The organism is Sphingomonas sp., assembly GCF_048595155.1.
In the GTDB taxonomy this organism is placed as follows: domain Bacteria; phylum Pseudomonadota; class Alphaproteobacteria; order Sphingomonadales; family Sphingomonadaceae; genus Sphingomonas_I.
The window spans coordinates 1-26,305 of record NZ_JBMDXN010000002.1; the positions used below are offsets into that span (position 1 = coordinate 1).

31 protein-coding genes are annotated in these 26,305 nt (G+C 66.2%); 26 read left to right on the top strand and 5 right to left on the bottom strand.

Annotated features, from left to right (window positions below):
* Positions 1-70 precede the first annotated feature (70 nt).
* From uxaC to ACOJSI_RS00195, 17 genes are all read left to right on the top strand, one after another.
* Positions 71-1,483, top strand: a complete 1,413-nt coding sequence (uxaC, locus tag ACOJSI_RS00115) for a glucuronate isomerase (protein WP_420136216.1) — start codon at positions 71-73, stop codon at positions 1,481-1,483.
* Entirely contained in the window at positions 1,480-2,943 is a 1,464-nt protein-coding gene (locus ACOJSI_RS00120; RefSeq protein ID WP_420136217.1) for a mannitol dehydrogenase family protein, read from the top strand. Before uxaC ends, ACOJSI_RS00120 begins: the two co-directional genes overlap by 4 nt.
* The gene (locus ACOJSI_RS00125; protein ID WP_420136218.1) at positions 2,940-4,049 is read left to right on the top strand and encodes an endo-1,4-beta-xylanase; all 1,110 of its coding nucleotides are present in this window, start codon (positions 2,940-2,942) and stop codon (positions 4,047-4,049) included. Before ACOJSI_RS00120 ends, ACOJSI_RS00125 begins: the two co-directional genes overlap by 4 nt.
* Before the next feature lie 46 nt (positions 4,050-4,095).
* Positions 4,096-5,316, top strand: a complete 1,221-nt coding sequence (locus ACOJSI_RS00130; RefSeq protein ID WP_420136219.1) for an SGNH/GDSL hydrolase family protein — start codon at positions 4,096-4,098, stop codon at positions 5,314-5,316.
* Entirely contained in the window at positions 5,313-6,188 is an 876-nt protein-coding gene (locus ACOJSI_RS00135) for a polysaccharide deacetylase family protein (RefSeq protein WP_420136220.1), read from the top strand. Before ACOJSI_RS00130 ends, ACOJSI_RS00135 begins: the two co-directional genes overlap by 4 nt.
* A 160-nt stretch (positions 6,189-6,348) precedes the next feature.
* A complete protein-coding gene (gene ffh / locus ACOJSI_RS00140) occupies positions 6,349-7,818 on the top strand; it encodes a signal recognition particle protein (protein ID WP_420136221.1) in 1,470 nt (489 codons plus the stop codon).
* 55 nt (positions 7,819-7,873) lie between these two features.
* Positions 7,874-8,386 carry a 30S ribosomal protein S16 gene (rpsP, locus tag ACOJSI_RS00145; protein ID WP_420136222.1) on the top strand — a complete coding sequence of 171 codons (513 nt, stop codon included), beginning with the start codon at positions 7,874-7,876 and terminating at the stop codon, positions 8,384-8,386.
* The gene (gene rimM, locus ACOJSI_RS00150; RefSeq protein WP_420136223.1) at positions 8,383-8,847 is read left to right on the top strand and encodes a ribosome maturation factor RimM; all 465 of its coding nucleotides are present in this window, start codon (positions 8,383-8,385) and stop codon (positions 8,845-8,847) included. Before rpsP ends, rimM begins: the two co-directional genes overlap by 4 nt.
* Positions 8,848-8,910: 63 nt before the next feature.
* On the top strand, positions 8,911-9,186 hold the full coding sequence (locus ACOJSI_RS00155; RefSeq protein WP_420136224.1) for an AbrB/MazE/SpoVT family DNA-binding domain-containing protein: 276 nt from the start codon (positions 8,911-8,913) through the stop codon (positions 9,184-9,186).
* Positions 9,179-9,565 (top strand): type II toxin-antitoxin system VapC family toxin, encoded by a 387-nt coding sequence (locus tag ACOJSI_RS00160; RefSeq protein ID WP_420136225.1) that lies wholly within the window; start codon positions 9,179-9,181, stop codon positions 9,563-9,565. The genes ACOJSI_RS00155 and ACOJSI_RS00160 overlap by 8 nt, the downstream gene beginning before the upstream one ends.
* Positions 9,562-10,299 (top strand): metallophosphoesterase family protein, encoded by a 738-nt coding sequence (locus ACOJSI_RS00165; RefSeq protein WP_420136226.1) that lies wholly within the window; start codon positions 9,562-9,564, stop codon positions 10,297-10,299. The genes ACOJSI_RS00160 and ACOJSI_RS00165 overlap by 4 nt, the downstream gene beginning before the upstream one ends.
* A complete protein-coding gene (locus ACOJSI_RS00170; RefSeq protein WP_420136227.1) occupies positions 10,296-10,574 on the top strand; it encodes a hypothetical protein in 279 nt (92 codons plus the stop codon). The genes ACOJSI_RS00165 and ACOJSI_RS00170 overlap by 4 nt, the downstream gene beginning before the upstream one ends.
* 53 nt (positions 10,575-10,627) lie before the next feature.
* Positions 10,628-12,118: a serine hydrolase domain-containing protein gene (locus ACOJSI_RS00175; protein ID WP_420136228.1), complete on the top strand. Its 1,491-nt coding sequence runs from the start codon at positions 10,628-10,630 to the stop codon at positions 12,116-12,118.
* Positions 12,118-12,411, top strand: a complete 294-nt coding sequence (locus tag ACOJSI_RS00180; RefSeq protein ID WP_420136229.1) for a hypothetical protein — start codon at positions 12,118-12,120, stop codon at positions 12,409-12,411. Before ACOJSI_RS00175 ends, ACOJSI_RS00180 begins: the two co-directional genes overlap by 1 nt.
* Positions 12,408-13,139: a tRNA (guanosine(37)-N1)-methyltransferase TrmD gene (gene trmD, locus ACOJSI_RS00185; protein WP_420136230.1), complete on the top strand. Its 732-nt coding sequence runs from the start codon at positions 12,408-12,410 to the stop codon at positions 13,137-13,139. Before ACOJSI_RS00180 ends, trmD begins: the two co-directional genes overlap by 4 nt.
* Before the next feature lies 1 nt (position 13,140).
* Entirely contained in the window at positions 13,141-13,527 is a 387-nt protein-coding gene (gene rplS / locus ACOJSI_RS00190) for a 50S ribosomal protein L19 (protein WP_420136231.1), read from the top strand.
* Between the two features lie 283 nt (positions 13,528-13,810).
* Positions 13,811-16,027, top strand: coding sequence for a S9 family peptidase (locus ACOJSI_RS00195; protein ID WP_420136232.1), 2,217 nt, complete (start codon positions 13,811-13,813; stop codon positions 16,025-16,027).
* A 637-nt stretch (positions 16,028-16,664) separates the two neighbouring features.
* On the opposite strand, the gene ACOJSI_RS00200 is transcribed toward ACOJSI_RS00195, so the two are convergent.
* Positions 16,665-17,582 carry a LysR substrate-binding domain-containing protein gene (locus tag ACOJSI_RS00200; RefSeq protein WP_420136233.1) on the bottom strand — a complete coding sequence of 306 codons (918 nt, stop codon included), beginning with the start codon at positions 17,580-17,582 and terminating at the stop codon, positions 16,665-16,667.
* A gap of 109 nt (positions 17,583-17,691) precedes the next feature.
* Here ACOJSI_RS00200 and ACOJSI_RS00205 point away from each other — a divergent pair, with 109 nt between their 5' ends.
* The 6 genes from ACOJSI_RS00205 (at position 17,692) to ACOJSI_RS00230 (ending at position 21,351) form a co-directional block, all read left to right on the top strand.
* Entirely contained in the window at positions 17,692-18,006 is a 315-nt protein-coding gene (locus tag ACOJSI_RS00205; protein WP_420136234.1) for a UrcA family protein, read from the top strand.
* 119 nt (positions 18,007-18,125) lie between these two features.
* Positions 18,126-18,902, top strand: a complete 777-nt coding sequence (locus ACOJSI_RS00210) for an isocitrate lyase/PEP mutase family protein (RefSeq protein WP_420136235.1) — start codon at positions 18,126-18,128, stop codon at positions 18,900-18,902.
* 69 nt (positions 18,903-18,971) lie between these two features.
* The gene (locus ACOJSI_RS00215; protein ID WP_420136236.1) at positions 18,972-20,120 is read left to right on the top strand and encodes a zinc-dependent alcohol dehydrogenase; all 1,149 of its coding nucleotides are present in this window, start codon (positions 18,972-18,974) and stop codon (positions 20,118-20,120) included.
* Between the two features lie 12 nt (positions 20,121-20,132).
* The gene (locus ACOJSI_RS00220) at positions 20,133-20,699 is read left to right on the top strand and encodes a hypothetical protein (protein ID WP_420136237.1); all 567 of its coding nucleotides are present in this window, start codon (positions 20,133-20,135) and stop codon (positions 20,697-20,699) included.
* A gap of 43 nt (positions 20,700-20,742) precedes the next feature.
* Entirely contained in the window at positions 20,743-20,985 is a 243-nt protein-coding gene (locus ACOJSI_RS00225) for a DUF6582 domain-containing protein (protein ID WP_420136238.1), read from the top strand.
* 84 nt (positions 20,986-21,069) lie between these two features.
* Positions 21,070-21,351 carry a hypothetical protein gene (locus ACOJSI_RS00230; RefSeq protein WP_420136239.1) on the top strand — a complete coding sequence of 94 codons (282 nt, stop codon included), beginning with the start codon at positions 21,070-21,072 and terminating at the stop codon, positions 21,349-21,351.
* A 94-nt stretch (positions 21,352-21,445) separates the two neighbouring features.
* Here ACOJSI_RS00230 and ACOJSI_RS00235 read toward each other — a convergent pair whose 3' ends face one another.
* Entirely contained in the window at positions 21,446-21,757 is a 312-nt protein-coding gene (locus ACOJSI_RS00235; RefSeq protein ID WP_420136240.1) for a hypothetical protein, read from the bottom strand.
* Between the two features lie 198 nt (positions 21,758-21,955).
* Between ACOJSI_RS00235 and ACOJSI_RS00240 the strand changes: the two genes are divergently transcribed.
* On the top strand, positions 21,956-22,546 hold the full coding sequence (locus ACOJSI_RS00240; protein ID WP_420136241.1) for a hypothetical protein: 591 nt from the start codon (positions 21,956-21,958) through the stop codon (positions 22,544-22,546).
* Between the two features lie 13 nt (positions 22,547-22,559).
* On the opposite strand, the gene ACOJSI_RS00245 is transcribed toward ACOJSI_RS00240, so the two are convergent.
* Positions 22,560-22,877, bottom strand: a complete 318-nt coding sequence (locus ACOJSI_RS00245) for a hypothetical protein (protein ID WP_420136242.1) — start codon at positions 22,875-22,877, stop codon at positions 22,560-22,562.
* Positions 22,878-22,932: 55 nt separating this feature from the next.
* Positions 22,933-23,850, bottom strand: coding sequence for a DUF2268 domain-containing putative Zn-dependent protease (locus tag ACOJSI_RS00250; RefSeq protein ID WP_420136243.1), 918 nt, complete (start codon positions 23,848-23,850; stop codon positions 22,933-22,935).
* A gap of 291 nt (positions 23,851-24,141) precedes the next feature.
* Here ACOJSI_RS00250 and ACOJSI_RS00255 point away from each other — a divergent pair, with 291 nt between their 5' ends.
* Positions 24,142-24,639 carry a putative adhesin gene (locus tag ACOJSI_RS00255; protein WP_420136244.1) on the top strand — a complete coding sequence of 166 codons (498 nt, stop codon included), beginning with the start codon at positions 24,142-24,144 and terminating at the stop codon, positions 24,637-24,639.
* 13 nt (positions 24,640-24,652) lie between these two features.
* Here ACOJSI_RS00255 and ACOJSI_RS00260 read toward each other — a convergent pair whose 3' ends face one another.
* Entirely contained in the window at positions 24,653-25,522 is an 870-nt protein-coding gene (locus ACOJSI_RS00260) for an aldo/keto reductase family oxidoreductase (protein WP_420136245.1), read from the bottom strand.
* A gap of 93 nt (positions 25,523-25,615) precedes the next feature.
* Between ACOJSI_RS00260 and ACOJSI_RS00265 the strand changes: the two genes are divergently transcribed.
* Positions 25,616-26,305, top strand: a 690-nt coding sequence (locus tag ACOJSI_RS00265) for a LysR family transcriptional regulator (RefSeq protein ID WP_420136246.1), incomplete at its 3' end; no start/stop codon positions are given.

Consider the following 26,305-nt stretch of genomic DNA (forward strand, 5'->3'; position numbering starts at 1 on the left):
CAAGGGGGCCCCGGCCGCGCGGCGCCCCAGCGGGCCGCGCCGCGGATCGGTTGATTGCGGAGAGTTGAGTATGGCGAAGCTGTCGCTTCACCCGGACCGTCTGTTCCCGGCCGACGAACGCACCCGCGCCATCGCGCGGGCGCTTTATGCCCCGATCAAGGATCTGCCGATCGTCAGCCCGCACGGGCATACCGACCCGTCCTGGTTCGCCTACGATCAGCCATTCGCCAATCCGGCGGAGCTGCTGATCGTCCCTGACCATTATGTCTTCCGCATGCTCTATTCGCAGGGCGTCGGGCTGGAGCGGCTGGGCGTGCCGACCGTCGATGGCAGCGCCACCGCCAGCGATCCGCGCGCCATCTGGAAGATCTTCGCCGACCATTATTATCTTTTCCGCGGCACGCCGTCGCGCGCCTGGCTCGACTGGGTCTTTGCGGAAGTGTTCGGTCTCGAGACGCGGCTGGAGCCGGCCACCGCCGATCTCTATTACGATACGATCGACGCCGCGCTGCAGACCCCGGCTTTCCGCCCGCGCGCCTTGTTTGAACGCTTCAATATCGAACTGATCGCCACCACCGAAAGCCCGCTCGATCCGCTCGAACATCATAAGGCCATCCGGGACAGTGGCTGGCAGGGTCGGGTGGTGACGGCCTACCGGCCGGATCCCGTCATCGACCCCGATACGGTTGGCTTTGTCGACAATCTGGCCCGCTTCGGTGAACTGGCGGGCGAGGATGTCTCAACCTATGCGGGATATCTGCGCGCCCACGAGAACCGCCGCGCCTTCTTCCGTGCGGCCGGTGCCACCTCCACCGATCACGGCCACCCCACCGCCTTCACCGCCGATCTGCCGCGCGAGGAGGCCGAGGCGCTCTATGATCGCGTCCGCGCGGGCCAGGCGAGCGCTGCCGATGCCGAGCTGTTTCGCGGGCAGATGCTGACCGAAATGGCGCGCATGTCGATTGAGGACGGGATGATGATGCAGCTGCATCCCGGCGCCTATCGCAGTCACAATCCGGGCCTGGCCGCGCGCTTCGGGCGCGACAAGGGTGCCGACATCCCGGTCCAGGCCGAATTCGTGCGCAATCTGAAGCCCTTGCTCGACCGGTTCGGCAACGATCCCAAGCTGACGTTGATCCTGTTCACGCTGGACGAGGATACTTACAGCCGCGAGCTCGCGCCGCTCGCCGGCCATTATCCGGTGCTGCGGCTTGGGCCGCCCTGGTGGTTCCATGACTCGCCCGAAGGCATGCGCCGCTTCCGCGAGCGCGCTACCGAAACCGGCGGCTTCTACAATACGGTCGGCTTCAACGACGATACGCGCGCCTTCCTGTCGATCCCGGCGCGCCATGACGTCGCTCGCCGGATGGACTGCGCCTTTCTCGCCCGCCTCGTCGCCGAACATCGGCTGGAGGAAGATGAGGCGCATGAGGTCGCGCATGCGCTTGCCTACGATCTGGTCAAAGCGGCGTATAAATTGTGACCCGTCTCAGCCAAGCCAGTGTCGGGGATTTGCCGGCATCGGTTGCCCGCCCGAATTATGATCGCGGCGCGATCCGTACCGGCGTCGTCCATCTGGGCCTGGGCGCGTTCCACAAGGCGCATCAGGCGGTCACCTATGAGGCCGCGCTGAACCGCGGCGATTTGCGCTGGGGCGTGCTCGGCGCTTCGCTGCGGTCGGCGGGCGTGCGCGACCAGCTCGCCCCGCAGGACAATCTCTACACGGTCACCGCGCGCGATGGCGATGCGGTGCACACGCAGCTGATTGGGGCGCTGCAGGGCGTGCTGGTCGCGCCGGAGGATCCGGCTGCGCTGGTTGCGGCCATGGCGGCCGCCGACACGCATCTGGTGACGCTGACCGTGACCGAGAAAGGCTATAAGCTCGATCCGGCCACAGGCGCGCTGCTGCGCGACGACGCCGATCTCGCCGCCGATCTGCGCGCGCTGGACCAGCCCCGGACAGCGCCCGGGCTGATCGTGGCGGCGCTCGCCCGCCGCCGCGCTGCCGGCCTCGATCCGTTCACCACCATCTCCTGCGACAATCTGCCCCACAATGGGCGGCGGCTGCGCGACGCCGTGCTCGCGCTGGCCGGGCATCATGATCAGGATCTGCGGGACTGGATCGACGCACGCGGCGCCTTTCCGGAAACGATGGTCGATCGCATCGTGCCTGCCACCGAGGATGCCGATCTGGCCGCGCTTCAGGCGCGGATCGGCCTGATCGACCGCGCCATGGTGAAGACGGAGCCGTTCAGCCAGTGGGTGATCGAGGACCGCTTCGTCGGCCAGCGCCCCGATTTCGCTGCTCTGGGCGTACAGCTGACCGCATCGGTTGCCCCGTGGGAGGATGCGAAACTGCGCCTGCTCAACGGCGCGCATTCGGGCATCGCCTATCTTGGCGGACTGGCCGGCATCGAATTCGTGCATCAGTTCGTCGCCGTCCCCGCCGGACGCGGCTTTGTCGAGGCGCTGTGGCGTGAATCGGCCGAGACGCTGTCGCCGCCGCCGGGGCTGGACGTGCCCGCCTATCAGTCGGCGCTCATGGGGCGCTTCTCCAATTCCGCGCTCAACCACCGCACCCGCCAGATCGCGATGGACGGCTCGCAAAAACTGCCCCAGCGCTTGCTCGCGCCGGCGCTCATGCGGCTCGAGCGGGGCCAGTCGATCGACACGCTGGCACTGGCCATCGCCGCCTGGATGCGCTGGCAGGAAGGTCGCGACGATACGGGGGCAGCCCATGTCGTCGATGATCCGCTGGCGGCCCGCACGGCCGGCTCGGTGGACCTGACGGCCGATGAGGCGGTGGCCAAACTGCTCGCGATCGACGCCATCTTTCCGCCGCGGCTGGCCGAGCATCCCGCTCTTCGCACGGCCCTTGTCGATGCGCTCAGCCATCTTCGCAGCAAGGGCGCCCGCGCTTTGATCGAGGCTCGGTTCGCATGAAGATCACCCGGCGCGAGGGGCTGATCGGCGCCGCCGCGCTGGGTCTCGCATCGCGTGGCCTCGCCGCACCGTCCGCGTCGCTGGATGCCGCAGCCCGGCGCCGGGGCCTTCGCTTTGGCACGGCGCTTGGCATGGGGCAGTTTCCGGACGCGCAATATCGGGCGCTGATCGAAGCGGAATGCGGCGTGATCGTTCCCGAAAACGAGCTCAAGATGCGTGCCATCCATCCGGTTGGCCCGGATGATTTCGACTTCACCAAGGCCGATATCCTGGTCGATTATGCGACCAGCAAGGGTCTCAAGCTGCGCGGCCATAATCTGATCTGGCACCATCCCGAATGGATGCCGAAGTGGAGCGAGACCTACGATTATGGTCCCGATCCCGCCGCCCGTGTCGCCCAGATCCTGACCCGCCATGTCGAGACGGTCTGCCGCCGCTACGCATCGCGCATCTATACGTGGGACGTGGTCAACGAAGCGGTCGACAACAAGACCGGTGTCATGCGCGAGACGGCCTTCTCCCGCGCGATGGGCAGTCCGGAGGCGGTGCTGGACCTCGCGTTCCGGACCGCGCGCGCGACCGTGCCCAACTGCGAGCTGGTCTATAACGACTATATGGACTGGGCCAGCACGGCGCATAGCGCAGGCGTGCTGCGCCTGTTGCGGGGGTTTCGTGATCGCAACGTTCCGGTCGATACGCTCGGCATCCAGGCCCATATCAGCGCCAAGCCCGGCATTGCGCGTGGCGGCTTCGGGCCGGATCAGGAAGAGCTCTGGCGCCGCTTTCTCGATGCGGTGACCGGCATGGGCTACAAGCTGCAGGTCACCGAACTCGACGTCAGCGATGCGGCCATCCCGGGCGATTTCGCAACCCGCGACGCCGCCGTGGCGGACATGACCCGCGCCTTCCTCGACTGCACCTTGTCCTACCGGCAGGTGAACACGGTGATGGTGTGGGGCATGAGCGACCGCTATTCCTGGTTGCAGAAGAACAAGAAGCGGGCCGACGGCTTGCCCCTGCGCTGTTGCCCCTATGACGCCGATTTCAAGCCGCATCCGATGCGCGGCGCGATCGCGCAGTCGCTAGCCTTGGCACCCGTCCGATAGGTCTGCTCGCGCCCAGCCACGCTATAAGAAGGATCAGGAGAGAATGATGAAGGCGTGGATCATCTTCGGCGCACTGGCGCTCGCGCAGGCCGCTGCCGCCGCGCCGGCGGAGCATTGGGTGGCAAGCTGGGGCGCGGCCCAGCAGACGCCGGAAGCCAACAATCTCCTGCCCCCGGCGGATATGCAGGACGCCACGATCCGCCAGGTCGTTCGGCTCTCGTCAGGCGGCACGCGTCTGCGCGTCCGCTTCTCCAACGCCTTCGGAACGCAGGCGCTGCTGATCGATGCCGCGCATGTCGCGCGCTCGGCCGATAAGGCGACAGCCCGGATCCTGCCCGGCACGGATCGGGCGCTTACCTTCGATGGCCGCGCGGCTATCTCCATCCCGCCGGGCGCCGAGTATCTGTCCGATCCGATTAGCCTCGATGCGCCCGCGCTCTCCAGCCTTACCGTCTCCTTCCACCTGCCGCAGGCGCCCGCCGGCCAGACCGGCCACCCCGGATCGCGCGCCACATCCTACTACGTCCACGGCGATCATACCGCGGACGCCGATCTCCCCACCGCCGGCAAGATCGATCATTGGTATCAGCTGACCGGGGTCGAGGTGGCTGCCACGGCAGGGGCGGGTACGATCGTGGCGTTCGGCGACTCGATCACGGACGGCCGGGGTGCCACCACCAATGGCGACGATCGCTGGCCCGACATCTTGGCCGCGCGCCTGCAGGCCTCCTCGGCCACGCGGAAGCTCGGCGTCGTCAATGTCGGTATCGGCGGCAATCATCTGCTCACCGACGGTCTCGGCCCCAACGCGCTCGCGCGGCTGGATCGCGATGTCCTCGCCCGGCCGGGTGCGAAGGTGCTGCTGGTGCTGGAGGCGATCAACGATCTCGGCAAGCTCAGCCGCGAGGATGTGCGGACGCCGCAACAGCATGCGCAGCTGGTCGCCGATCTGATCGGCGCCTATCGTCAGATGATCGTCCGCGCGCGAGGGCAGGGCATGAAAGTGATCGGCTGTACCGTGACCCCCTATGTCGGGTCCGATTATTACCATCCCGACGCGGCCAGCGAGGCGGATCGCATTGCGCTCAATCAGTGGATCCGCACCAGCGGCGCGTTTGATGCGGTGGTCGATTTCGACGCGGTGGTTCGCGATCCAGCCAACCCCTCGCGCCTGTTGCCGGCCTATGATTCCGGCGATCATCTCCATCCCTCCGCCGCCGGCTATAAGGCGATGGCCAACGCGATCCCGCTGGGGCTGCTGCGGTGATCCGGAGCGCGCTCCTCGCCGCTGCGCTGTTAGCCGGTCCCGCTGCCGCACGAGACATCGCCTTCACCTTCGACGATCTGCCGTCGCATTCGGCGCTTCCGCCCGGCACGACCCGCGTACAGATCGCCAAGGATATCATCGCCGCCCTCAAGGCCGGGGGCGTTCCGTCGGTCTATGGCTTCGTCAACGGCTATCAGCTCGCCGCCGAGCCGGGATCGGAGGCGGTGCTATCGATCTGGCGCAATGCCGGCTTCCCGCTGGGCAACCACGGCTGGGCGCATCAGGGCCTTAGCAAGGTCGATGAAGCCACGTTCGAGGGCGACATCGTCAAGACCGAAGGCCTGCTGAAGCCGCTGATGGGGGACAAGGACTGGCGTTGGTATCGCTTCCCCTTTCTGGACGAAGCGGCGGGCGATCCGGCCAAGCGCGCCACGTCGCGCGCCTATCTCGCGGCCCACGGCTATCGCATCGCGGCGGTGACGGCGAGCTTCGCCGATTATGCCTTCAACGAACCTTATGCCCGCTGCGTCGCCAAGGGAGACAAGGCCGCCATCGCGGATCTTGAGAAAAGCTATCTGGCCGCGGCCGAGAATAGCATCCGCCTCTCGGAAACGGTGGAAAAGGCGCGGTTCGGCCATACCCCGCCGGATATCCTGTTGATGCATCTCGGCGCGTTCGACGCGCATATGATGCCGCGCCTGCTTGCGCTTTACCGCCGGCATGGCTTCCGCTTCGTGACACTGGCCGCGGCGGCAAGGGATCCGGCCAATATCGGTCTGGTGGATCCCAGCCTGCCGCCGCTTCCGGGCAGGACCCTCAGCAATGCGGAGTCGGATGGGATCGTGCAGCGGATCGGGACGCTCTGCCGCTGATCTTGTCTTGCGGCCCGGTTTGGACTAGGGACGCGGCCAATCGTTCCAATCGAACGTGGAGAGAGGCGAACACCGGGATGGTGGGCGCTGAGCTGGCCGACGAGGTTTCGTCCGCCGGCTCGCTTTGCGTTGGGGTGGTGCAAGTAGAGGTTTTGACCGTATGTTCGACAGTCTGAGCGACCGGCTTGGTGCCGCCTTCGACCGCCTGCGCGGTCGTGGGGCGCTGACCGAAGCCGATGTGCGCGGCGCGATGCGCGAAGTGCGAATCGCCCTGCTGGAGGCCGACGTCGCGCTGCCGGTCGTGCGTCAGTTCGTCGATGCCGCCACCGAAAAGGCGGTCGGTGCGGACGTGCTGCGCTCGGTTACCCCGGGGCAGCAGGTCGTCAAGATCGTCCATGACGAGCTGGTCGCCATGCTCGGTGCCGATTCGTCGGAGCTGGAGCTCGGCGTAACCCCGCCGGCGGTAGTGATGATGGTCGGCCTGCAGGGCTCGGGCAAGACGACCACCAGCGCCAAGATCTCCAAGCGCCTGAAGGAACGCGGCGGCAAGAAGGTCATGATGGCGTCGCTCGACGTCAATCGTCCGGCTGCGCAGGAACAGCTGGCGGTGCTCGGCACCCAGGCCGATGTCGCGACGCTGCCGATCGTCCCCGGTCAGACGCCGGTGCAGATTGCCCAGCGCGCGCTGCAATCGGCCAAGCTGCAGGGTTTCGACGTCGTCGTGCTGGATACGGCGGGCCGTCTCCACGTCGATCAGGCGCTGATGGACGAGATGAAGGCGGTGGCGGATATCGCCAAGCCGAACGAAATCCTGCTCGTCGTCGACGCGCTGACCGGCCAGGATGCCGTCAACGTCGCCACCAACTTCTCCGAACAGGTGCCGCTGACCGGCGTCGTGCTGACCCGCATGGACGGCGACGCGCGCGGCGGCGCCGCGCTGTCGATGCGCGCCGTTACCGGCCGGCCGATCAAGTTCGCCGGCACGGGCGAGAAGCTGGACGGGCTCGAGGCTTTCCATCCGGAGCGTGTCGCCGGACGTATCCTCGGCATGGGCGACGTCGTCAGCCTGGTCGAGCGTGCCGCCGAGACGATCAAGGCCGAAGATGCCGAGAAGATGGCCCAGCGCATGGCGCAGGGTAAGTTCGATCTCAACGATCTGCGGTCTCAGCTGGAGCAGATGAAGAAGATGGGCGGCCTGTCCGGCCTCGCGGCGATGCTGCCGGGCGTGAAGCAGGTCAAGCAGGCGATGGCCAACGGCGCCGCCGACGACAAGGTGCTGGTGCGGATGGAGGCGATCCTCTCCTCGATGACGCCGAAGGAGCGCGCCCGCCCCGAACTGCTCGCCGCCAAGCGCAAGATCCGCGTCGCCAAGGGCTCCGGCACCACCGTGCAAGAGGTCAACAAGATCCTGAAGATGCATCAGGAACTGGCCGGCATGATGAAGAAGATGGGCGGTCTGGCCAAGATCGGCGCCATGTTCGGCAAAGGTGGCCTTGGCGGCGGTGGCGGCGATCTCGACGCGCTGATGGGCGGCGGCGGCCTGCCCCCCGGCATGCCCGGCCTGCCCGGTCCGGGCGGCGCCCCGCAGGGCCTGCCGCCGGGTTTCCAGAATTTTTTGAAGAAGAGGTAACGTCGCCCGGCCTCTGCCGGACTGACGGATCATATTAGTAGAGAAGGAAGAAGACATGTCCGTTTCCATCCGCCTGTCGCGCGGTGGCGCCAAGAAGCGCCCTTATTACCGGATCGTCGTTGCGAACTCGCGTTCGCCCCGTGACGGTGCGTTCATCGAGAAGATCGGCACCTACAATCCGCTGCTCGCCAAGGACGATGCCAAGCGCGTCGTGCTCGACACCGAGCGTGCGAAGCATTGGCTGACGGTCGGCGCCCAGCCGACCGATCGCGTGGCTCGTTTCTTCGACGCCGCCGGCATCAAGGAGCGTGCCGCGCGCAACAACCCGAACAAGGGTGTTCCGGGCGAGAAGGCCAAGGAGCGCGCCGAGGAGCGTGCGTCGAAGGCTGCCGAAGCCGCTGAGGCCGAAGCCGCGAGCCAGGAAGAGACGGTCGACGTGATCGCGGAGAAGCTGGAAGAAGCAACCCCGGCTGATCAGGCGACCGACGAGGGCGTTTCCGCCAGCGATCCGGCTGAAGGCGCGGACGACGCGACCCCGGCCGAGGGTGCGGAGCACGCCAAGGCGTGACACCCGACAAGCCCGTCACGCTGGCCGTCGTCACCGGCGCGCATGGCGTGACGGGCGAGGTTCGCGTCAAGCTGTTTACGGACGATCTCGCGCGTTATCGGTCGTTCAACGGCGGCAGCCTCACCTTGAAGAGTCTGCGGTCCGGCATCGCCCGCTTTGCGGAGGTGCCGGATCGTAATGCCGCGGAGCGGTTGCGCGGCACCGAATTGACCGTCCCGCGGTCCGCCCTGCCGCCGCTGGACGACGGCGAATATTATCATGCCGATCTGCTCGGCCTCGCCTGCGTCTCCACGACCGGCGAAGCGCTCGGCACCGTGGTCGCAATCGACGATTTCGGCGCGGGCGACGTGATCGAGATCGAGCGCCCCGACGCCAAGCGCTTCATGATTCCCATGAACAAGCACGCCGTGCCCGAATGGGACGACGCCCGCCTGGTCGTGGATCCCGCCTTCATCACCTGATCAGGCGACGCTCGACCGCCAGAGCCATCCCGTATATACTGACTGTATATACGGAGCCGTGTGATGAGCGAGGAATATCGCGCCAAGATCTTCAAGTCCGGCAATTCGGTCGCCCTGCGCCTGCCCAAGGCGCTTGGCCTGAAGGAGGGCGATGAGGTCCGGATCGTGCGGGAAAATCGCGCCGGCTTCATCGTCGAACCGGTCGATCCGCCCAAGGCCAAGATCGATCTGACAGGAATTGCAGGCGCGCTTCCCCAACTCAAGCTGCTGACGCCGGAAGATCGGATCATGGAACCACGCGAGGTTGATTGGGGCGGAAAGCTTCTGCCGCGTGGCTGAGGCGACCTTCCTCCTGGATTCCAACATCTGCATTTATATCCTGCGCGATGCCGCCTCTGCTCCCGCCATTCGCGTGCAGCAGTGCGCGCCCGGCGAGGTTGTGACGTCCTCCGTGGTTTATGCAGAGGTTGTCCGCGGACTGGATCCCGCCGACGCTGACTCCCGCGCGATCGTCGATGGACTGTTTAGATGGGTTGCGGTCCAGCCGTTCGATCGAAGCGCCGCTGAAGCCTACACCCACATTCCGTTCCGCCGCGGCCGCTTCGATCGCCTGATCGCCGCGCACGCGCTGGCGTTGGACCTCACGATCGTGACAGCGAACGAGGCTGACTTCGCCGACATTCCCCGCCTGCGCGTTGAAAATTGGACTCGTCTATGACGCGCATCGCCATCCTGTCCGATATCCACGGCAACCTGCCTGCGCTGGAAGCCGTCGTCGCCGACGCGCAGGCCCAGGGCTGTACTGGCTTCGTCAACCTCGGCGACACGCTGTCCGGCCCGCTGTGGCCGGCCGAGACCGCCGATTTCCTGATCGCGCGCGATTGGCCGACCATCGCCGGCAACCACGAACGGCAATTGCTGACCCTGCCGCGCGATCGGATGGGTGCCAGCGACCTGTTCGCGCGTGCCCAGCTCAATGAGCGGCACCTCGCCTGGCTTACCGCCCAGCCTGCAAGCCGCAGCTTCGCGCCCGACATCTTTCTGTGCCACGGCACGCCGGCGAGCGATCTCGACCATTATCTGTTCACCGTCCAACCGGGCGGCATCCGCGATGCGGCGGAGGACGAGCTGCTGGAACGCAGCGGCGCCAGGCCGGAGCGGCTGATCCTGTGCGGCCATTCCCATATTTCCGGCGAACGGCTGCTGGCCGATGGTCGCCGTATCGCCAATCCGGGCAGCGTCGGCTTACAGGCATATGCCGACGATCACCCTTATTCTTACGTCGTCGAAAATGGCGATCCGCGTGCGCGCTATGCGATTGTGGAGGAATACCAGGTCGCCCTTCGCCAAGTGGACTATGATTATGCGCCCGCCGCCGCCAAAGCCGATCGCGAAGGCCGTCCAGACTGGGCGATAGCCCTGCGGACCGGCCGGATGGAGCCTATGGCATGACGCTCGAAACTTTGTTTGTGACCCTCGTGCCCACCTATCTGGTGCTGATCGCTTATGGCGTGGTGCGTGGGCGCCGGCGCGGGTTGCCGTCCCAGGCGCGGCTGGGCTCGGCCATATTGATGGTGCTCATACCGCCGGTTGGCATCCTCGTGGCGCTCTATGCCACCGCCGATGCGGCCTTGATCGCGCGCTGGACGCCGCTCGCCTTGGGGATGTTCGTGATGGGGGCGGCTGCGGCGTGGATCACCGATTTCACCGCGCGTCGCATTTCCTGAGGCGCCAGGGGGCACGCTTGCTTATGCTGGGCCTCTGCAAGGGGGAGAGTGCGATGCGAATGCGGAACGGTCTGGCGATCCTGACGGCCCTGTTTGCCGCGGTGACGGCATCCGCGGCTGATCTCGATCGGGCGGTGCTGGCCGATGCCGATCGGATCTTCGCCGATTGGCAGCGCAATGCACACGTGCCGGGCCTGGTCTATGGTATCGTCGTCGATGGCAAGCTGGTCCATGTGCGCGGCAGCGGCGTCCAGGACGTCGAAAGCAACCGGCCGGTCACCGCCGATAGCCTGTTCCGTATCGCCTCCATGTCCAAGGCGTTCACCGCGCTGGCCATCCTGAAGCTGCGGGACGAGGGCAAGCTGTCGCTCGACGCCCCGGCGGAAACCTATGTCCCCGAAATGCGCGGCTGGAAAATGCCGACGACGGACAGCCCGCGCATCACCGTGCGTAACCTGCTGACCCACTCGGCCGGCTTCGTCGAAGACAATCCCTGGGGCGATCGCCAGCAGCTGCTGCCGGAGGCGGATTTCACCGCGATGCTCCGCGCCGGCGTGCCCTTCGCCAACGCGCCGGGGCTCGGGATGGAATATTCGAACTTCGGCTATGCCACGCTCGGCCGGATCGTCAGCAACGTCTCCCACCTCCGCTACCAGGATTACATCCGCCAGAACCTGATTGTCCCGCTCGGCATGCGCTCCACCGGCTATGATATCTTCACGTCGCCACCGGCGCGCCGCGCGATCGGCTATCGCTGGCAGGACAATCAGTGGCTGCGTGAGCCCGACATGAAGGATGGCGCCTTCGGGGCGATGGGCGGGGTGGAGACCAGCGCCAATGATTATGCCCATTGGGTGTCGTTCCTGCTCTCCGCCTGGCCGGCGCGTGACGATCCGCAGGCAGGCCCGATCGCTCGTGCGACGGTGCGGGAGATCGTGACCGGCGACAATTTCGTTACCGCTAGCATGCGCAATCCCGCCACCGGCGCCGCGCCATGCCGCCAGGCGGTGACCTATGGCATGGCCTGGCGTGTGATCGACGATTGCGATCTCGGCCGCGTCGTCACCCACACCGGCGGCTATCCCGGCTATGGCTCCGTCGTCCTGCTGCTGCCCGACAAGGGCGTCGGCCTGTTCGCCTTCGCCAGCCGCACTTATGCCTCGCCCGGGCCGCCGACCTATCGCGTATTGCTTGCCCTGCAGAAAGCCGGGTTGATCCCCGATCGGCCGCGCGACGCCTCGGCGGGTCTCGCCAGCGCCTATCAGGCGGCACGCGCCGTGTGGCGCAGCGGCGATATCGGCGCAGCTCCGCTCGCCATGAACATGCCGCTCGATCAGAATGCCGCGCAGTGGAAAGCGACACTCGCCGATCTGCGCGCGAAGGTGGGGAACTGCACCACCGATGCGCCGATCCAGCCCGTCTCCGACATGGAAGGCCGCTTCAGCTGGATATGCGACCATGGCACCATCGCCGGCCGCGTCCAGCGCGCGCCGACCCAGGAGCTGAAGTTGCAGGCGTTGAACTTCACGGTCCAGGCGGAATGATGGGCGACGGCATCCTCATCCTCTTCGTAGGGTTCGTCAGCGCGGTCGCGGCATTCCTGCTGTTCGTTCTGATTGCGGTGCTGGACGGGCGCAACCGGTGGCCATGGCGCGATCCTGCCATCGTCTTCGCGCTGTCCTGCACCGCCTATTTAGTCACCTTTCCCTGGGGCGAGGAGTTCGAGACGGCGAACAGCGTTCGGGGCGTCGCCATGATTCTTGCAACGGCGGCGGTCGGCGGGCTGATCGGCGGCGGCATCGCCTTCATGCTCAAACGTCTGGTCCGTAGCCTATGACCTTCGCCGCCACGGTCCTGACCCTCTATCCGGAAATGTTTCCAGGGCCGCTCGGCGTGAGCCTGGCGGGGCGGGCGATGGCCGACGGCAAATGGTCGCTCGATGCCGTGCAGATCCGCGATTTCGCCACCGACAAGCATCGTACCGTCGACGATACGCCCGCCGGCGGCGGCGCGGGCATGGTGCTGCGCGCCGATGTGCTGGCGGCGGCGATCGACGCCTCGGTCGCGCCCGGTATCCCTCTGCTGGCGATGACGCCGCGGGGGAAACCGCTGACCCAGGCGCGCGTCCGCAGCTTGGCCGCAGGCCCGGGCGTCGCCATCCTGTGCGGCCGGTTCGAAGGTTTCGACGAACGCCTGTTCGAGGCGCGTGAGATCGAACCGGTCTCGATCGGCGATTATGTGCTGTCGGGTGGGGAGGTCGGCGCGCTGGTGCTGCTGGATGCTTGCGTTCGGCTGCTTCCCGGAGTAATGGGCGCGGCTTCCAGCGGGGATGAGGAAAGCTTCGAAAGCGGCCTCCTCGAATATCCGCATTATACCCGACCGCAAATGTGGGAAGGGCGCTCGATCCCCGAAGTGCTGCGATCGGGGGATCATGCGAAGATCGCGGCGTGGCGTAAGTCACAGGCTGAGATCATTACACGGTCACGGAGACCGGACCTTTGGGAGCGCCATATCGGCGCGCGGGTCCAGCCTCCCTCTGGCGCGCGGCACGAAGAGGAAGAATGAGATGAACCTCATCCAGCAGCTCGAAGCCGAGCAGATTGCCGAGCTTTCGGCCAAGCGTGCTATCCCGGAATTCCGTCCGGGCGATACTTTGAAGGTCGGTGTCCGCGTCGTCGAAGGCGAGCGCACCCGCGTCCAGGCCTATGAAGGCGTGTGCATCGCACGCTCCAACAAGGGCATGGGCAGCAGCTTCACCGTCCGCAAGATTTCGTTCGGCGAGGGCGTCGAGCGCGTCTTCCCGCTTTACTCGCCCAACATCGATGCGATCGAAGTCGTCCGTAAGGGCGTCGTGCGTCGCGCGAAGCTTTATTATCTGCGTGGCCGCACCGGCAAGTCGGCGCGTATCGCCGAGCGCCGCGACACGCGCACCACGGAAGCCGCCGAGGCCTGAGCCTTTCGCGCAAGTCGCAAGACAAAAGGGCCGCTCGGGAAACCGGGCGGCCTTTTTTCTTTGCCTTCTAATCGGCCATCAGTCCCGCCCGCTCGTGCTGAGTAGAGACCGAGTAGGCGCGCAAGCGCCGTACCGAGGGCTCGTATCGAAGCACGCGCCACACAGGGTCCTTCGATACAGGCTCTCGCTACGCCGCTACGCGGCTACTCGATCCTTACTCAGGATGAGCGGGTAATCGGGGCAGGGCCCTTCCCATTCGCGCACATCCTGCCCTAACTGCGGCATGCTCAAGCCGTCCTTCGCCGCCCTCGCGCTCGCCGCCCTGGTCTCCCCCGCCGCCGCCGAACAGCTCACCCTCGATCGCATCTTCGCGAGCCCCTCATTGGATGGCCCGATCCCGCGCAAGGTCCGGCTCTCCCCGGACGGAAGCCTCGCAACCCTGCTGCGCAACCGCCCGGATGATCGCGATCGTTACGATCTGTGGGGGATCGACACGCGCACCGGCCGGGCGCGCATGCTCGTCGATTCCGCCAGGATCGGCTCCGGTGGCGAGATTTCCGAAGCGGAGAAGATGCGCCGCGAACGGGCCCGGGTCGGCGGCACGAAGGGCATCGTCGATTATGAATGGGCGCCCGACGGCAAATCCATCCTCAACCCGATCGACGGCGATCTCTATCTGGCGAGCCTCGACGGCAAGGTCCGTCGCCTGACCAATAGCCCACAGACGGAGATCGACGCCCATGTCTCGCGTGGCGGCCACTTCGTCAGCTTCGTGCGCGATCAGAATTTGTTCGCGATCGATCTCGCCAGCGGCACCGAACGGCAGCTGACCAGGGAAGGCGGCGGCACGGTCACCTGCGGCACCGCGGAATTCGTGGCCCAGGAAGAGATGGATCGCTTTACTGGCCATTGGTGGGCACCCGACGACCGCCGGCTCGCGGTCGAATGCTATGACGAGGCCAAGGTCCATGTCGTCACCCGCGCGGCGATCGGAACCGATGGCACGCGCACATTCGAACAGCGTTATCCCGCCGCCGGCACGCCCAACGTCGCGGTCAGCCTGTCGGTCATGTCGCCGGACGGCACCGGGCGGGTGACGGTCGATCTGGGCGGCGATCCCGATATCTATCTGACGCGCGTGACCTGGGCGCCGGACGGGCGGACGCTCTACGTACAGCGGATGACGCGCGATCAGAAGCGGCTGGATCTGCTCGCCGCGGATCCCGCCACCGGCGCAACCCGGGTCGTGCTCAGCGAAACGTCGAAGACCTGGGTCAATCTCAATGACGATTTCCGCCCCTTGCGCGACGGCAGTCTGATCTGGGCCTCCGAACGTTCCGGCTTCAAGCATCTGTATCGCATCGTCGGCGATAGCTGGACGCAGCTCACCCAGGGCAATTGGACGTTGCAGACCAATAGCCAGTCGCATGCCGCGGGGTTGATCGGCGTCGATCAGGCGCGGCACCGCTTGTATTTCAGCGCCAACAAGGACGATCAGCTCGAAAGTCAGATCTATGCGATCGACTATCTGCGTCCCGGTGCACCCGAACGCCTCACCGAGCGCGGCTTCTGGAACGAGGGGGAGATGGATGGCGCCGCGACGCGCCTGCTGGTCAGCCGCTCGTCGCCGACGCAGCCGCCCCAGGTCTATCTCGCCGATACGAATGGCAAGCGTATCGCCTGGATCGAAGAGAATAAGCTGGATGCCAAGCATCCCTATGCGCCGTTTCTGGCAAACCACCGCCCGGTGACATTCGGTACCGTTCAGACCGCGGATGGCGCCACCCTCCATTACGAAATGATCACGCCGCCGCTTGAACCGGGCAAGCGCTACCCCGTCTTCTTTGATCATTATGGCGGTCCCCACGCGCAGCAGGTCAAGCGCGCATGGATGGGCAATGCGCTGCCGCAATATTGGGTCAGCAAGGGCTGGATCTACTTCCAGATCGACAATCGCGGCTCGGCCAATCGCGGCACTGCGTTCGAGAATGCGATCTATCACGCGATGGGCAGTGTCGAGGTCGCCGATCAGGCGGTCGGTGCGAACTGGCTCAAGACCCAGCCTTTCGTCGATCCGGGCAAGATCGCGACCTATGGTTGGTCCTACGGCGGCTACATGACGCTCAAGATGCTGGAAACCAATCCCGGCCTCTATGCCGCGGGCATTTCCGGCGCGCCGGTGACGAAGTGGGAGTTGTACGACACATTCTACACCGAACGCTATCTCGGCATGCCGCCGTACGACGCTTTTAACACCATCGCGGATGCCGCCAGGATCCGCGATCCGCTGCTGCTGATGCACGGTATGGCGGACGACAATGTCGTGTTCGAAAACAGCACCATCATGTACGCCGCGCTCCAGCAGGCTGGGCAGCCGTTCGAGATGATGGCCTATCCGGGCCAGACCCACGGTTTCACCACGGCCGCCTCGCTCCACCGGTGGAAAGTGATCGAGGATTTCCTCAACCGCCGGGTCAAGGACGCGGACAAGAAGCCATGATCCGCTCCTGCTGAACGCGTCGAAGCACCACCCTTGAATCCGGCGCGATGCGGCCGCTGGTCATACCACAGCTGATCCCCTCTCCCCTTGTGGGAGAGGGTTAGGGAGAGGGCTTGGCCGAGGCGGCTCGATGCCGCCAAGGCCAAATCGCAAACGCCCGTCGCGCGCCTCCGCACGCAACGCCATCCCTGACACCCCCGATTGCCGCCAGCCCCTGCCATAGCGCCAATTGCCCGCGACAACCGCCATGGACCCCAGCCTTCGCTGGGGTGACGACGGGGGGCGGAGCGACTGATCCCTCCCCGTCATGCCAGCGCAGGCTGGCATCCACGAACCCCGCCCCACGCGCGCCCGCCGGGGGCACGCGTCCTGGATCGCTGCGCCCAATCAATGCCGTCGCCGCCCGCGACAAGCGCCATGGACCCCACCCTCAGCTGGGGTGACGACGGAGAGGGCGGCGCGACTGATCCCTCCCCGTCATGCCAGCCCTTTGACTGCCTGCAAGGCAGGCGCTCAGGATAAACTTCAGCCTACGCTGAAGGCTGGCATCCACCGACCCCGCCCCGCGCCCGCCCGCCGGCGGCACGCGTCCCGGATTCACCGCGCCATAGCTGCTAGGCACCTGATGAAACCGCGCTCAGCGCGGCGGCACCAATATCCCGTACGGATCGTCCCCCGCAGCCCGCTTGACCGCATCGCACAGCCAGTCGCGAAAACCCCGCACCTTCGGCAGGTTGCGCTTATGCTCCGGATAGACCAGCCAGAAGCCGTTCCGATAGCGTGCAACATGGGGAAAGGGCTGCACCAGCGCGCCCGTCTCGATCTGACTTTGGAACATGGGCGGGCTCAGGATCGCCACGCCATGGCCGGCGATCGCGGCATGCCCGTCCAGTACCTGCGACTCAAAGCGAATGCCGGCCTGGCGCGGATTGCCGGGCTCGCACAAGGTTTCGAACCACAGGTCCCACCAGTCGTCATCCGGTGACAGACGCGGCACGACCAGCAGGTCCGCCGGCGTGCGCAGCGGATGCTTGGCCAGGAAGGCGGGCGAGGCGAGCGGCGTGACCGGCATCCACATCAGGAAGTGAGACACCAGCCCGGGTGTCTCCCGCTGCTGCTGGCCGCGGATTGCCACGTCGAACTCGCCCGCGGCCAGATCGACCATCGTGTCGGTAACGTCGATGCGTACCGCAAGATCGGGCCGGGTAATCTGAAACTCGCCCAGTCTGCCGGCCAGCCAGTTAGTCGCGAAGGTGCGCGGCGCGGTGATGTTCAGCACCGTGTCCGTTTCCGCCCGGGCGGTGGCGAAGGCCTTGCCAAGGGTCGCGAAGGCCTCGTGGATCTGCGGCGCGATCCGCTGTCCCAGATCCGTCAGCACCATGCTCCGACCCCGGCGGACGAATAACGGCGCCCCTAGCCGCTCCTCCAGCAGCTTCATCTGGTAGCTTACCGCCGCCTGGGTCATCGCAAGCTCCTCCGCCGCGCGGCTGAAATTGCTGTGCCGCGACGCCGCCTCAAACACCCGAACGGCCGCCAGGGGAGGGATCTTCGCCATAAGCCCACCATAAGGACGGCTTGTAGATTACGTCTATTCCTTTGTTGGATTTGATCCGCGTCGGGTTCCACAGCGTCTCGGTCGATCATGAACCGAAAGGACCCGCATCATGCGCACGTCGATCCCCTTATTCCTGGTGGCCGCCTCCGTGCCGGGCGCCGTCCCCGCGCAGAACATGCCCACCCCCGTCACGGTTCGCTATGGCGATCTCGATCTCCGCACCACGGCCGGTGTTCGGACGTTCGATCGCCGATTGCTCAGTGCGGTTCGCGACGTCTGCGGCGACGATCTGACTATGGAAACCGGGTCCAGGATGGCGGCGCGCCGCTGCCGCGCGGCGAAGCTGGTGGAGATCCGGGCCTTGCGCGATGCGGTGGTCGCGCGCAAAACCGGGATGCCGCCGGAGGTCGCCGCCGCGCGCTGAAGCGAGTGGGGGTGGCGCTTCCGATGCGGCCCGCTAGGCTCTGGATCGGCCGTCTATAAGCACAAGCGCAGCTGATACTGCGCCGGATTGCCGATATGACGAAATCTGAAGGATCGAGGATGCCGACACCTGCACAGAAGCGCGCCGACTTTCGCCGCCTGCACGATCGCGGCTTCTTCGTCATTCCCAATGCATGGGATGCAGGCAGCGCGCGACGGCTCGCCGCGCTCGGCTTCAAGGCGATTGCTTCGACGAGCGCCGGTGCCGCCTGGACGGCCGGTAAGGACGATGGCGAGCTGGGCCGCGATGCGGTGCTCGATCATCTCCAGATGCTGGTGGCCGCGACCGATATGCCGATCAATGCCGATTTCGAGAACGGCTTCGCGGATCGGCCGGAACAGGTCGCAGCGAATGTCGGCCTGGCCGCTGCCACCGGGATTGCTGCCCTTTCGATCGAGGATTGGTCGGGGAGCCTCATGTATGAAACCGCGCTGGCGGCCGATCGGATTGCCGCGGCCCGTACGGCCCTTGACGCTGTCGATCCGGCGATCATGCTGATCGGCCGTACGGAATATTTCCGTGTGCCGGACATGGCGCCCGCCGCCAGCATCGCCCGCGCGGTCGCGTATGCGGAGGCAGGGGCGGATTGCCTGTTTGTCCCCTTCCTGCTCGATCACGGCGCGGTCGCGGAACTGGTTGCGGCGGTTGCGCCCAAGCCGGTCAATGTGCTGGTGCAGGACTATCACAGCATCGCCGATTATGCTGCGCTGGGCGTCCGCCGCTGCAGTGTCGGCGCCGCACTGGCCAGTGCCGCCTGGGCCGCTTTCGACGCCGCTGCGCGCAGCCTCAAGGCTGCCGATCCAAATCTTCCTAACGCAGGTTTAGGACACGGTTGATCGGATAAAAGTTCCGGAACAATGGTTTACGCGCCCGGTTGAATTGCTCTCAACCGAGAGGAACGCGTCATGCTCGCGATGAATTTTCGGGGCCCGTACCGGGTCCGCGCCGATGCCAAGCCGATGCCGCAGATCCTCCATCCGGAAGATGCCGTCGTGCGCGTGACCCGCTCCTGCATCTGCGGTTCGGATCTGCACCTCTATCACGGCATGGTGCCCGACACCCGCGTCGGCATGACTTTCGGCCATGAATTCGTCGGCGTGGTCGAGGAAGTCGGTCCGGGGGTGCGCAACCTCAAGCCCGGCGATCAGGTGCTGGTCCCGTTCAACATCGCCTGCGGCAAATGCCACTTCTGCAAGCAGGGGCTGTTCGGCAATTGCCACGAATCCAACCCGCAGGCGACCGCGGTCGGCGGCATCTTCGGCTATTCGCACACCGCTGGCGGCTATGATGGCGGCCAGGCGCAATATGTGCGCGTGCCCTATGCCGATGTCGGCCCGGTCGTGATCCCCGATTGGATGGATCCCGACGACGCGGTCCTGCTGACCGATGTCGTGCCGACCGGCTATCAGGCAGCGGAGATGGGCGGGATCAAGCCCGGCGACACCGTCGTCGTGTTCGGCGCCGGCCCCGTCGGGCTGCTGGCTGCCCGCTGTGCCTGGCTGTTCGGCGCGGCGCGCGTGATAGTGATCGACTGCCAGCAATATCGGCTCGAATTCGCGCGCAAGTTCGCCCACGCCGAAGTCTATAATTTCCGGGAGATCGACGATGTCGTCGTGTTCCTGAAGAAGGCGACCGACTCTTTGGGGGCGGACGTCTGCATCGATGCGGTCGGCGGCGATGCGGCGGGCAATGCGCTGCAATGGCTGTTGGGTACCAAGCTCAAGCTGGAGGCGGGCAACGCGATCGCGCTCCACTGGGCGATCAACTCGGTCAAGAAAGGCGGGATCGTCTCGATCGTCGGCGTCTACGGTCCGACCGGCAATATGATCCCGATCGGCAATGTCGTGAACAAGGGCATTACCATCCGCGCCAACCAGGCGTCGGTGAAGCGCCTGCTGCCGCGCCTGATCGAGCATGTCCGCCTCGGTCATCTCAATCCCAAGGAGATCATCACCCACCGCGTGCCGCTGGAGGACGTTGCCGACGCCTACCACATCTTCTCGTCCAAGCTCGACGGCTGCATCAAGCCCGTGCTGATTCCCAACGCCGCCTGAGGGAGCCCGCCGATGAACGCGATCACGCAAACCGGCAGCTTCCTGCCCGTCGACACCTCGCTGATCCCGGGGTGGGGCGTCGATGCCGATCCCGCCAACAACCCGACCTTCCCGATGCGCGACATCAGCAAGGACGATCGCAGCCCCGCCGGCCTCAACTGGCCGCGTCCGGCCGAGCAGCCGCAGGATGTGGAGGTGCTGATGTCGATCGAGCATAACCGCCGCCCGGCCGTGTTCGGCACCTCCTCGCCCCCAAGCGGGCTGAGCGGCGTCATCCGCCGCATGGCCTTTCGCCGCAGCGAGTCCGATTGGTGGCATTGGCTGATGCTGATGGGGGCCGATCGGCTCAACGTCGTCGAAGGCGTGGTGAGCGATCTCGCCCATCTGCGCCTCCCCAATATTCCGGCCGAGATGGGGATCAAATCCGACTGGAAATATAACAAGCCCGGCGTTGCCAAGAAGGCCGCGGTGGCGGCGATCCTGTTCGGCGGCCTGGCGCTGCTGGCCGCGCGCCGCAAGGGCCGCACGCAGGAACCGGACGCTGAAGCACCTGGTAATCCCGTCGGCGCGGAGGATTAACCCACACTGGTCCGTCTCAACCCCCGGCACAAGGAAGCTGGTCATGGCAAAGTTGAACGCCGAAGAGCGCAACGATCTCGACAAGGGCCAGTTCGCGTTTCCCGACACGCGCAAGGAGCCGCTCGAGAACGCCGCTCACGTCCGCAACGCGATCGCGCGCTTCAATCAGGTCAAGGGCGTCAGCGACACCGAACGCGATGCCGCCTGGAAGCGGATCAAGGCGGCGGCCAAGCGCTTCGATGTCGCGGTGCAGGAGGACAGCTGGCGCGACATCGGCAAGGATTGAGATCCGGCACCTGCGAAGCCCTGCCAGCCCTTTCGATCCCGAGAACGCTGCCGCTTCGCGCGGCGGCTATAGGAGCAGAATACCATGAGTAACGATACAGTGCCGATGCCCGCCAATGGCCAAGGTGGCCGGCAGGTCCGCTCCGATGGCGTGAGCGATGTCGATCCCCAGAATCGCGGCGGCAGCGGTGAATCCGGCGGTGGCCGCTACGATAATCCCCACACGGGCAAGGAAGAGGCCGGCGAGAGCGAAGGCTTCGACGGCGGCCAGAGCGGCCGCGACTATTTCGGACCCGGCCAGCTCGACGGCGAGAAAGTCGATCCGGACGACGCGGGCGCCGTCGGCCAGGGCGGCAAGACGGACTGATCCGTCCCCCAGAAGGCTGGGGGCCATGGCCGAAACCGCGCGCCTTTCCGATGAAGGCAAAGCACCTCCCGACGGGAGCAGCCGCGCTATTGAATCAGCGCCGCCTTCGTAGCCGCCACAGCGTCAGCAAGCTTGCCGGCAATCCGATCAGCAGCGTCGTGGCGACGAGCAGCAGGCCGCCCAGCACAAAGAGGACGGCCAACACCCCACCCGCCGTCACCTCACCCGGTGCCCCGGTTTTCACCTGATCTGCCAGGAAGGAGACGATCAACATCGTCGCGACCGGAATTGGGAGGACCGCGAGGCTGACGATCGACCATGTCCTCCAGGCAGGACGCCAACGGTAGAGTAGCGCCGTCATCGCCGCCACCGCTGCCGCATAGACTATTATGAACAGCAAGGTCATGGCGCCGCGATGCGCCAAACCGCCTCGCCGGTCAAAGGGGATCGTGGCATTGGCCGCGCCCCCCCGACGTCGCTTCACTCACGGCGCCGGCAGGGGCCTGATAGCGCCACGCGCGCCGGTGCGTGCCGGCGGCCGCAACATCGGCTAACGACCTCCAGCAGCCCGCGCGATCCGTGCGGGTTCGGCTGGGGAGGTCCTATGCGCACGCCTGTTCCGCTGCTCGCTCTGGCTCTGGCGCTGGCGATCGCCGGCTGCCGGAAAGCGCCCCAGCCCGAGCCGGAGACGCGGCCGGACTGGCGGGGTGCTGCGATCGAGGGCATCGCCCCGCTGATGCGCCCGGCCGAAGTCCAGGCGGCGCTGGATCGGCGCGGCTATCGGCAGATAAAATGCACGACCGACAAGCCGCTGCTCGCCAACCCGCTCCACCATGGCGATAGCAGTCCCTGCTATCAGGTGCCGGGCGGGCGCACGCGCATCTCGCTCTACTTCCTCGATCTGCACGAAGGCCGCCGGCTGGCTGTTGCGACGTTCCGGCAGCTGCGGTTCGATCTTTCGGATGAGGCACGAATCGCGGCGTCGCGCGCCTATGCGGAGCAACTCCAGAAGCGTTTCGGCAGGCCGTCCACCATCATTCGCCAGCGCGATTTCACCATTATCTATTGGTCCCGGCCCGGCGGCCGGCGGACGCTGCCGGATCAGGTCGTCGCAACGATCGACCGATGGTCAGCTCTCGATGTCGAGCTGCGCAGCATGTGGGCTTATGGCCAGCAGCGACCGCGCAAAGAGTAAGCGCCAAGGGTGGCTATGAGCGCGGTTTGCGGAACCAACGGAGCGTCACCAGGCTGGCGGCCAACCCGATCAGCAGCGCTGCCCCGGCGGTCATCAGTCCGCTTATCATATAGACGGCGATGGCCATCCCGCTTGCGTCCGTCTCGCCCGGCGCCGCGCGTCCTACTCCACCGATGAAATAGAGCGTGACCAATATCGTCGCCACCGGAACGGGATAGGCGACGAGGCTGACGATCGACCATCGTCCCCATGCGGGCCGCAGCGCGTGCAGCAGCGCCGTCACCGCCGCCACGGCGGCCGCATAACCGATGAGGATCAGGAAAGGCATCATGCGCTGATGGGCTCCGCGGTCGCTAGGGTCAAAAGGCATGTCGTCTGCCATCGAGTCATTTGACCGGGAGGGATCCTGACCGGCGAAGGTGCGCCGTCCATCCGCTTTGCGCCAGGATCGCCTTCGGATCCTTCATCTCCAGCAAATCGCGCAGCGCCGCGCGCTTGTCCTTCGCCTTCCCGTAATAGGCCTTGGCGATGCGATAGCCGACCCAATAGCCCAGATCGCCGGGATGCTCCGGCGAGCCCGGACCATTGTACAGCCAGTCCGACAGATCAGTCTTGTCGGCGTCCACCATGAACCGCCAATCGATCTCCTGCTCGTGGCCCCGCGTCCATCGCTGCAGCTGGACATTGGAGACCTGCCCGGATCCAAGTTCGGCGATCAGCTCCGCCACCCCCTCCAGCAGCGATTGTTTCAAGACGCTGTTGCCCGGACCATCCAGCGCTTCGGGCTGCTGCACATGGCCATATTCGTGCGCAATCAAATGGTAGAGCCGCTCGGTCAGATCGGGCTGTAGCCAGGTCGATCGGCAGACGACTTCCAGCCCGATCAGCACGCCGGACTTGCCGGTCGTGCCGCCGCTCGTATTGCGCCCGATCAGGATCGTGACCGGCGGAAAGGTCGCCTGCGGATCCAGCGCCGCCAGCCGCTGGAAATAGCCCGCCAGCCGCGCCTTCACCGCCGGCAGCACCGACAGGCAGGCCCGCGCCTGCTCATAAACCGGGCGGTCGCGCGCGATCCGCTGCGCCAGCGCCGCGCCCGATAGGATCCGGTTCGGCACGAACTGGCGCACGCCCTCCGACCCCTTGTCGATATAGCCCCGCTGCAGCACCTCTCCCGAGGGCGCCCCGTGCGCCGCGTCATAGATGCGGTAGAAGGTGGCAACGTCGGCCGTCTCCACCTCCACCTTGGGGGCAGGGCCGGCGGCCGCCAGCATCGCCCCGGCCACGATCATCCCCATCCGTCGCATGGCCCATCCCCCGATTTGCGCGGCGCCACGTTAGCCGCTTTGCCGGCAGATCGGTAGCGGCCGTGCCGGCAGGCGCCTGCCTCCGCTCACCGTGGCCGCCCTGCATGTGATCGCACGCGCCTTGCCAAGGCACGCGCGCTGCGCCTTAGCCACCCACCTCGCGGCGCAGGCCGGGAAGTCTGTGCAGACTATGGATAAATTGCAGCGCCATTTCATCCGTAACGGCCAATGATTTGCAACCGCCTTGGCATCGCGGCTCTATAACAATGAAATCATTGTTAGGATTGGTGTATGCCTCGCTTACTTGTAAACTCCCACGGCGGCAGGGACGCCAGCATAAATCCCGATACCTTTGTCGTTCCTGCCGGCGTTACTGTGCATTTTTACTGTAACGATGGCGATATATTGTCGAATGACGATTCCTGGCGGATTCTGAATCATCGCCGCCAGCAGACGATGGGCGATCCCGTTGGCACACAATCCTTCGGCCCCACCAGCGTCATCCCCAATTATTATGCGCTGCCCTACGACACGCTCGGCGTGAACAGCGGCCTCGATCGGGAGGAGGGCGGCCGCCGCGGCAAGACCGTGTTCACCACCATCCTCAGCTCGATCAGCTCGCAGGATTGGGGCACGCCCACCTACGGCACCGTCATTCCGCAGCGTTACCTGCTGCCGTCGATCAACGGCGGGCCGGCCTATATGCGCAGCGCGATCATGCTGCGCGACATCGCCAATTGCCCCGGCGTCACCGACGTGGATTGGATCGCCTGCCGCGAACATTGGTAGCCGGCGCGGGGCCCTACGCCCCGATGCGGTTCAGCGCGGCCATATCCGCATCCTCCAGCGCCACATCCGCCGCCGCCAGATTCTCCCGCAAATGGCTAAGGGAGGACGTCCCCGGGATCAGCAGGATGTTGGGCGCCCGCCGCAGCAGCCACGCCAGCGCCACCTGCATCGGCGTCGCCGCCAGCCGCGCCGCCACCGCATTCAGCGCCTCCGACTGCACGGGCGCAAAGCCCCCCAGCGGGAAGAAGGGCACATAGGCGACGCCCTGCGCGGCCAGGCTGTCGATCAGCGCATCGTCGCCGCGATGCGCGACATTGTACAAATTCTGCACGCACGCGATCGGCGCGATGCCTTGCCCCTCCCGCACCTGCGTCGGCGTCGCGTTGCTCAGCCCGATATGGCGCACCAGCCCCTGCTGCTGCAGCTCGGCCAGCACGCTCAGCGGCGCCGCGATCGATCCTTCGCTCGGCCCATGGTCCGCCCCGCCCATGAGGCGCAGATTGACCACGTCCAGCGCGTCCAGCCCCAGGTTGCGCAGATTGTCGTGCACCGCCTGGCGCAGCTGCTCCGGCGCCATCGCCGGGTTCCACGACGCATCCTCGCCCCGCACCGCGCCGATCTTGGTCACGATCGTCAGGTCTTGGGGGTAGGGGTGGAGCGCCTCGCGGAGGATCTGGTTGGTCACGTGCGGGCCATAGAAATCGCTCGTGTCGATATGGTTGACGCCCGCCGCAACCGCCGCGCGCAGCACCGCCACCGCCGCGGCGCGGTCCTTCGGCGGCCCGTACACGCCCGGCCCGGCCAGCTGCATCGCGCCATAGCCGATGCGCTGCACCGCGCGATCGCCAAGCGGGAAGGTGCCTGCTTTGCTGATGTCCGTCATGATCAATCTCCTTGCTCAGGAGGCCTATCTAGGCGGGTGCGATTGGGACTATAATCTGGCGCAATCGATACAGGTTGTGCGGAAATGCGAACAATGCCGCCAGACATGAACGATCTCGCCGCCTTCGCCGCCGTCGCCCGCACCGGCGGCTTCCGCGACGCCGCGCGCGGGGCGGGCAGCAGCGCCTCGCGCCTCAGCGAGGCGGTGCGCCGCCTGGAAACCAGCCTCGGCGTGCGCCTGCTCAACCGCACCACCCGCAGCGTCGCCCCGACGGAGGCGGGCGCGCGCCTGCTCGAACGGCTCGGCCCCGCGCTGGGGGAGGTTGCCGCCGCGCTGGATGTGGTCAACACCTTCCGCGATTCCCCCGCCGGCACGCTGCGCCTCAACGTGCCGGTCGGCGTCGCGCGCCTCGTCCTGCCCCGGCTCCTGCCGGACTTCCACGCCGCTTTTCCCGATATCATCCTCGATATCGTCGCGGAGGATGGCTTCGTCGATATCCTTGCCGCCGGCTGCGATGCCGGCATCCGCTATGACGAACGGCTGGAACAAGACATGATCGCCATTCCCATCGGCCCGCGCACGCAGCGTTACGCCACCGCCGCCGCGGCGGCCTATCTCGATCGCCGCGGCCGTCCGGCCCACCCGCGCGACCTGCTCGATCATGCCTGTCTGCGCGGCCGCTTCAGCAGCGGCGCCATGACGGCGTGGGAGTATGACCGCGGCGACGAAATCGTGCGCGTCGCGCCCACCGGGCCGCTCATCGTCCGCGTCGGCCCGGCCACC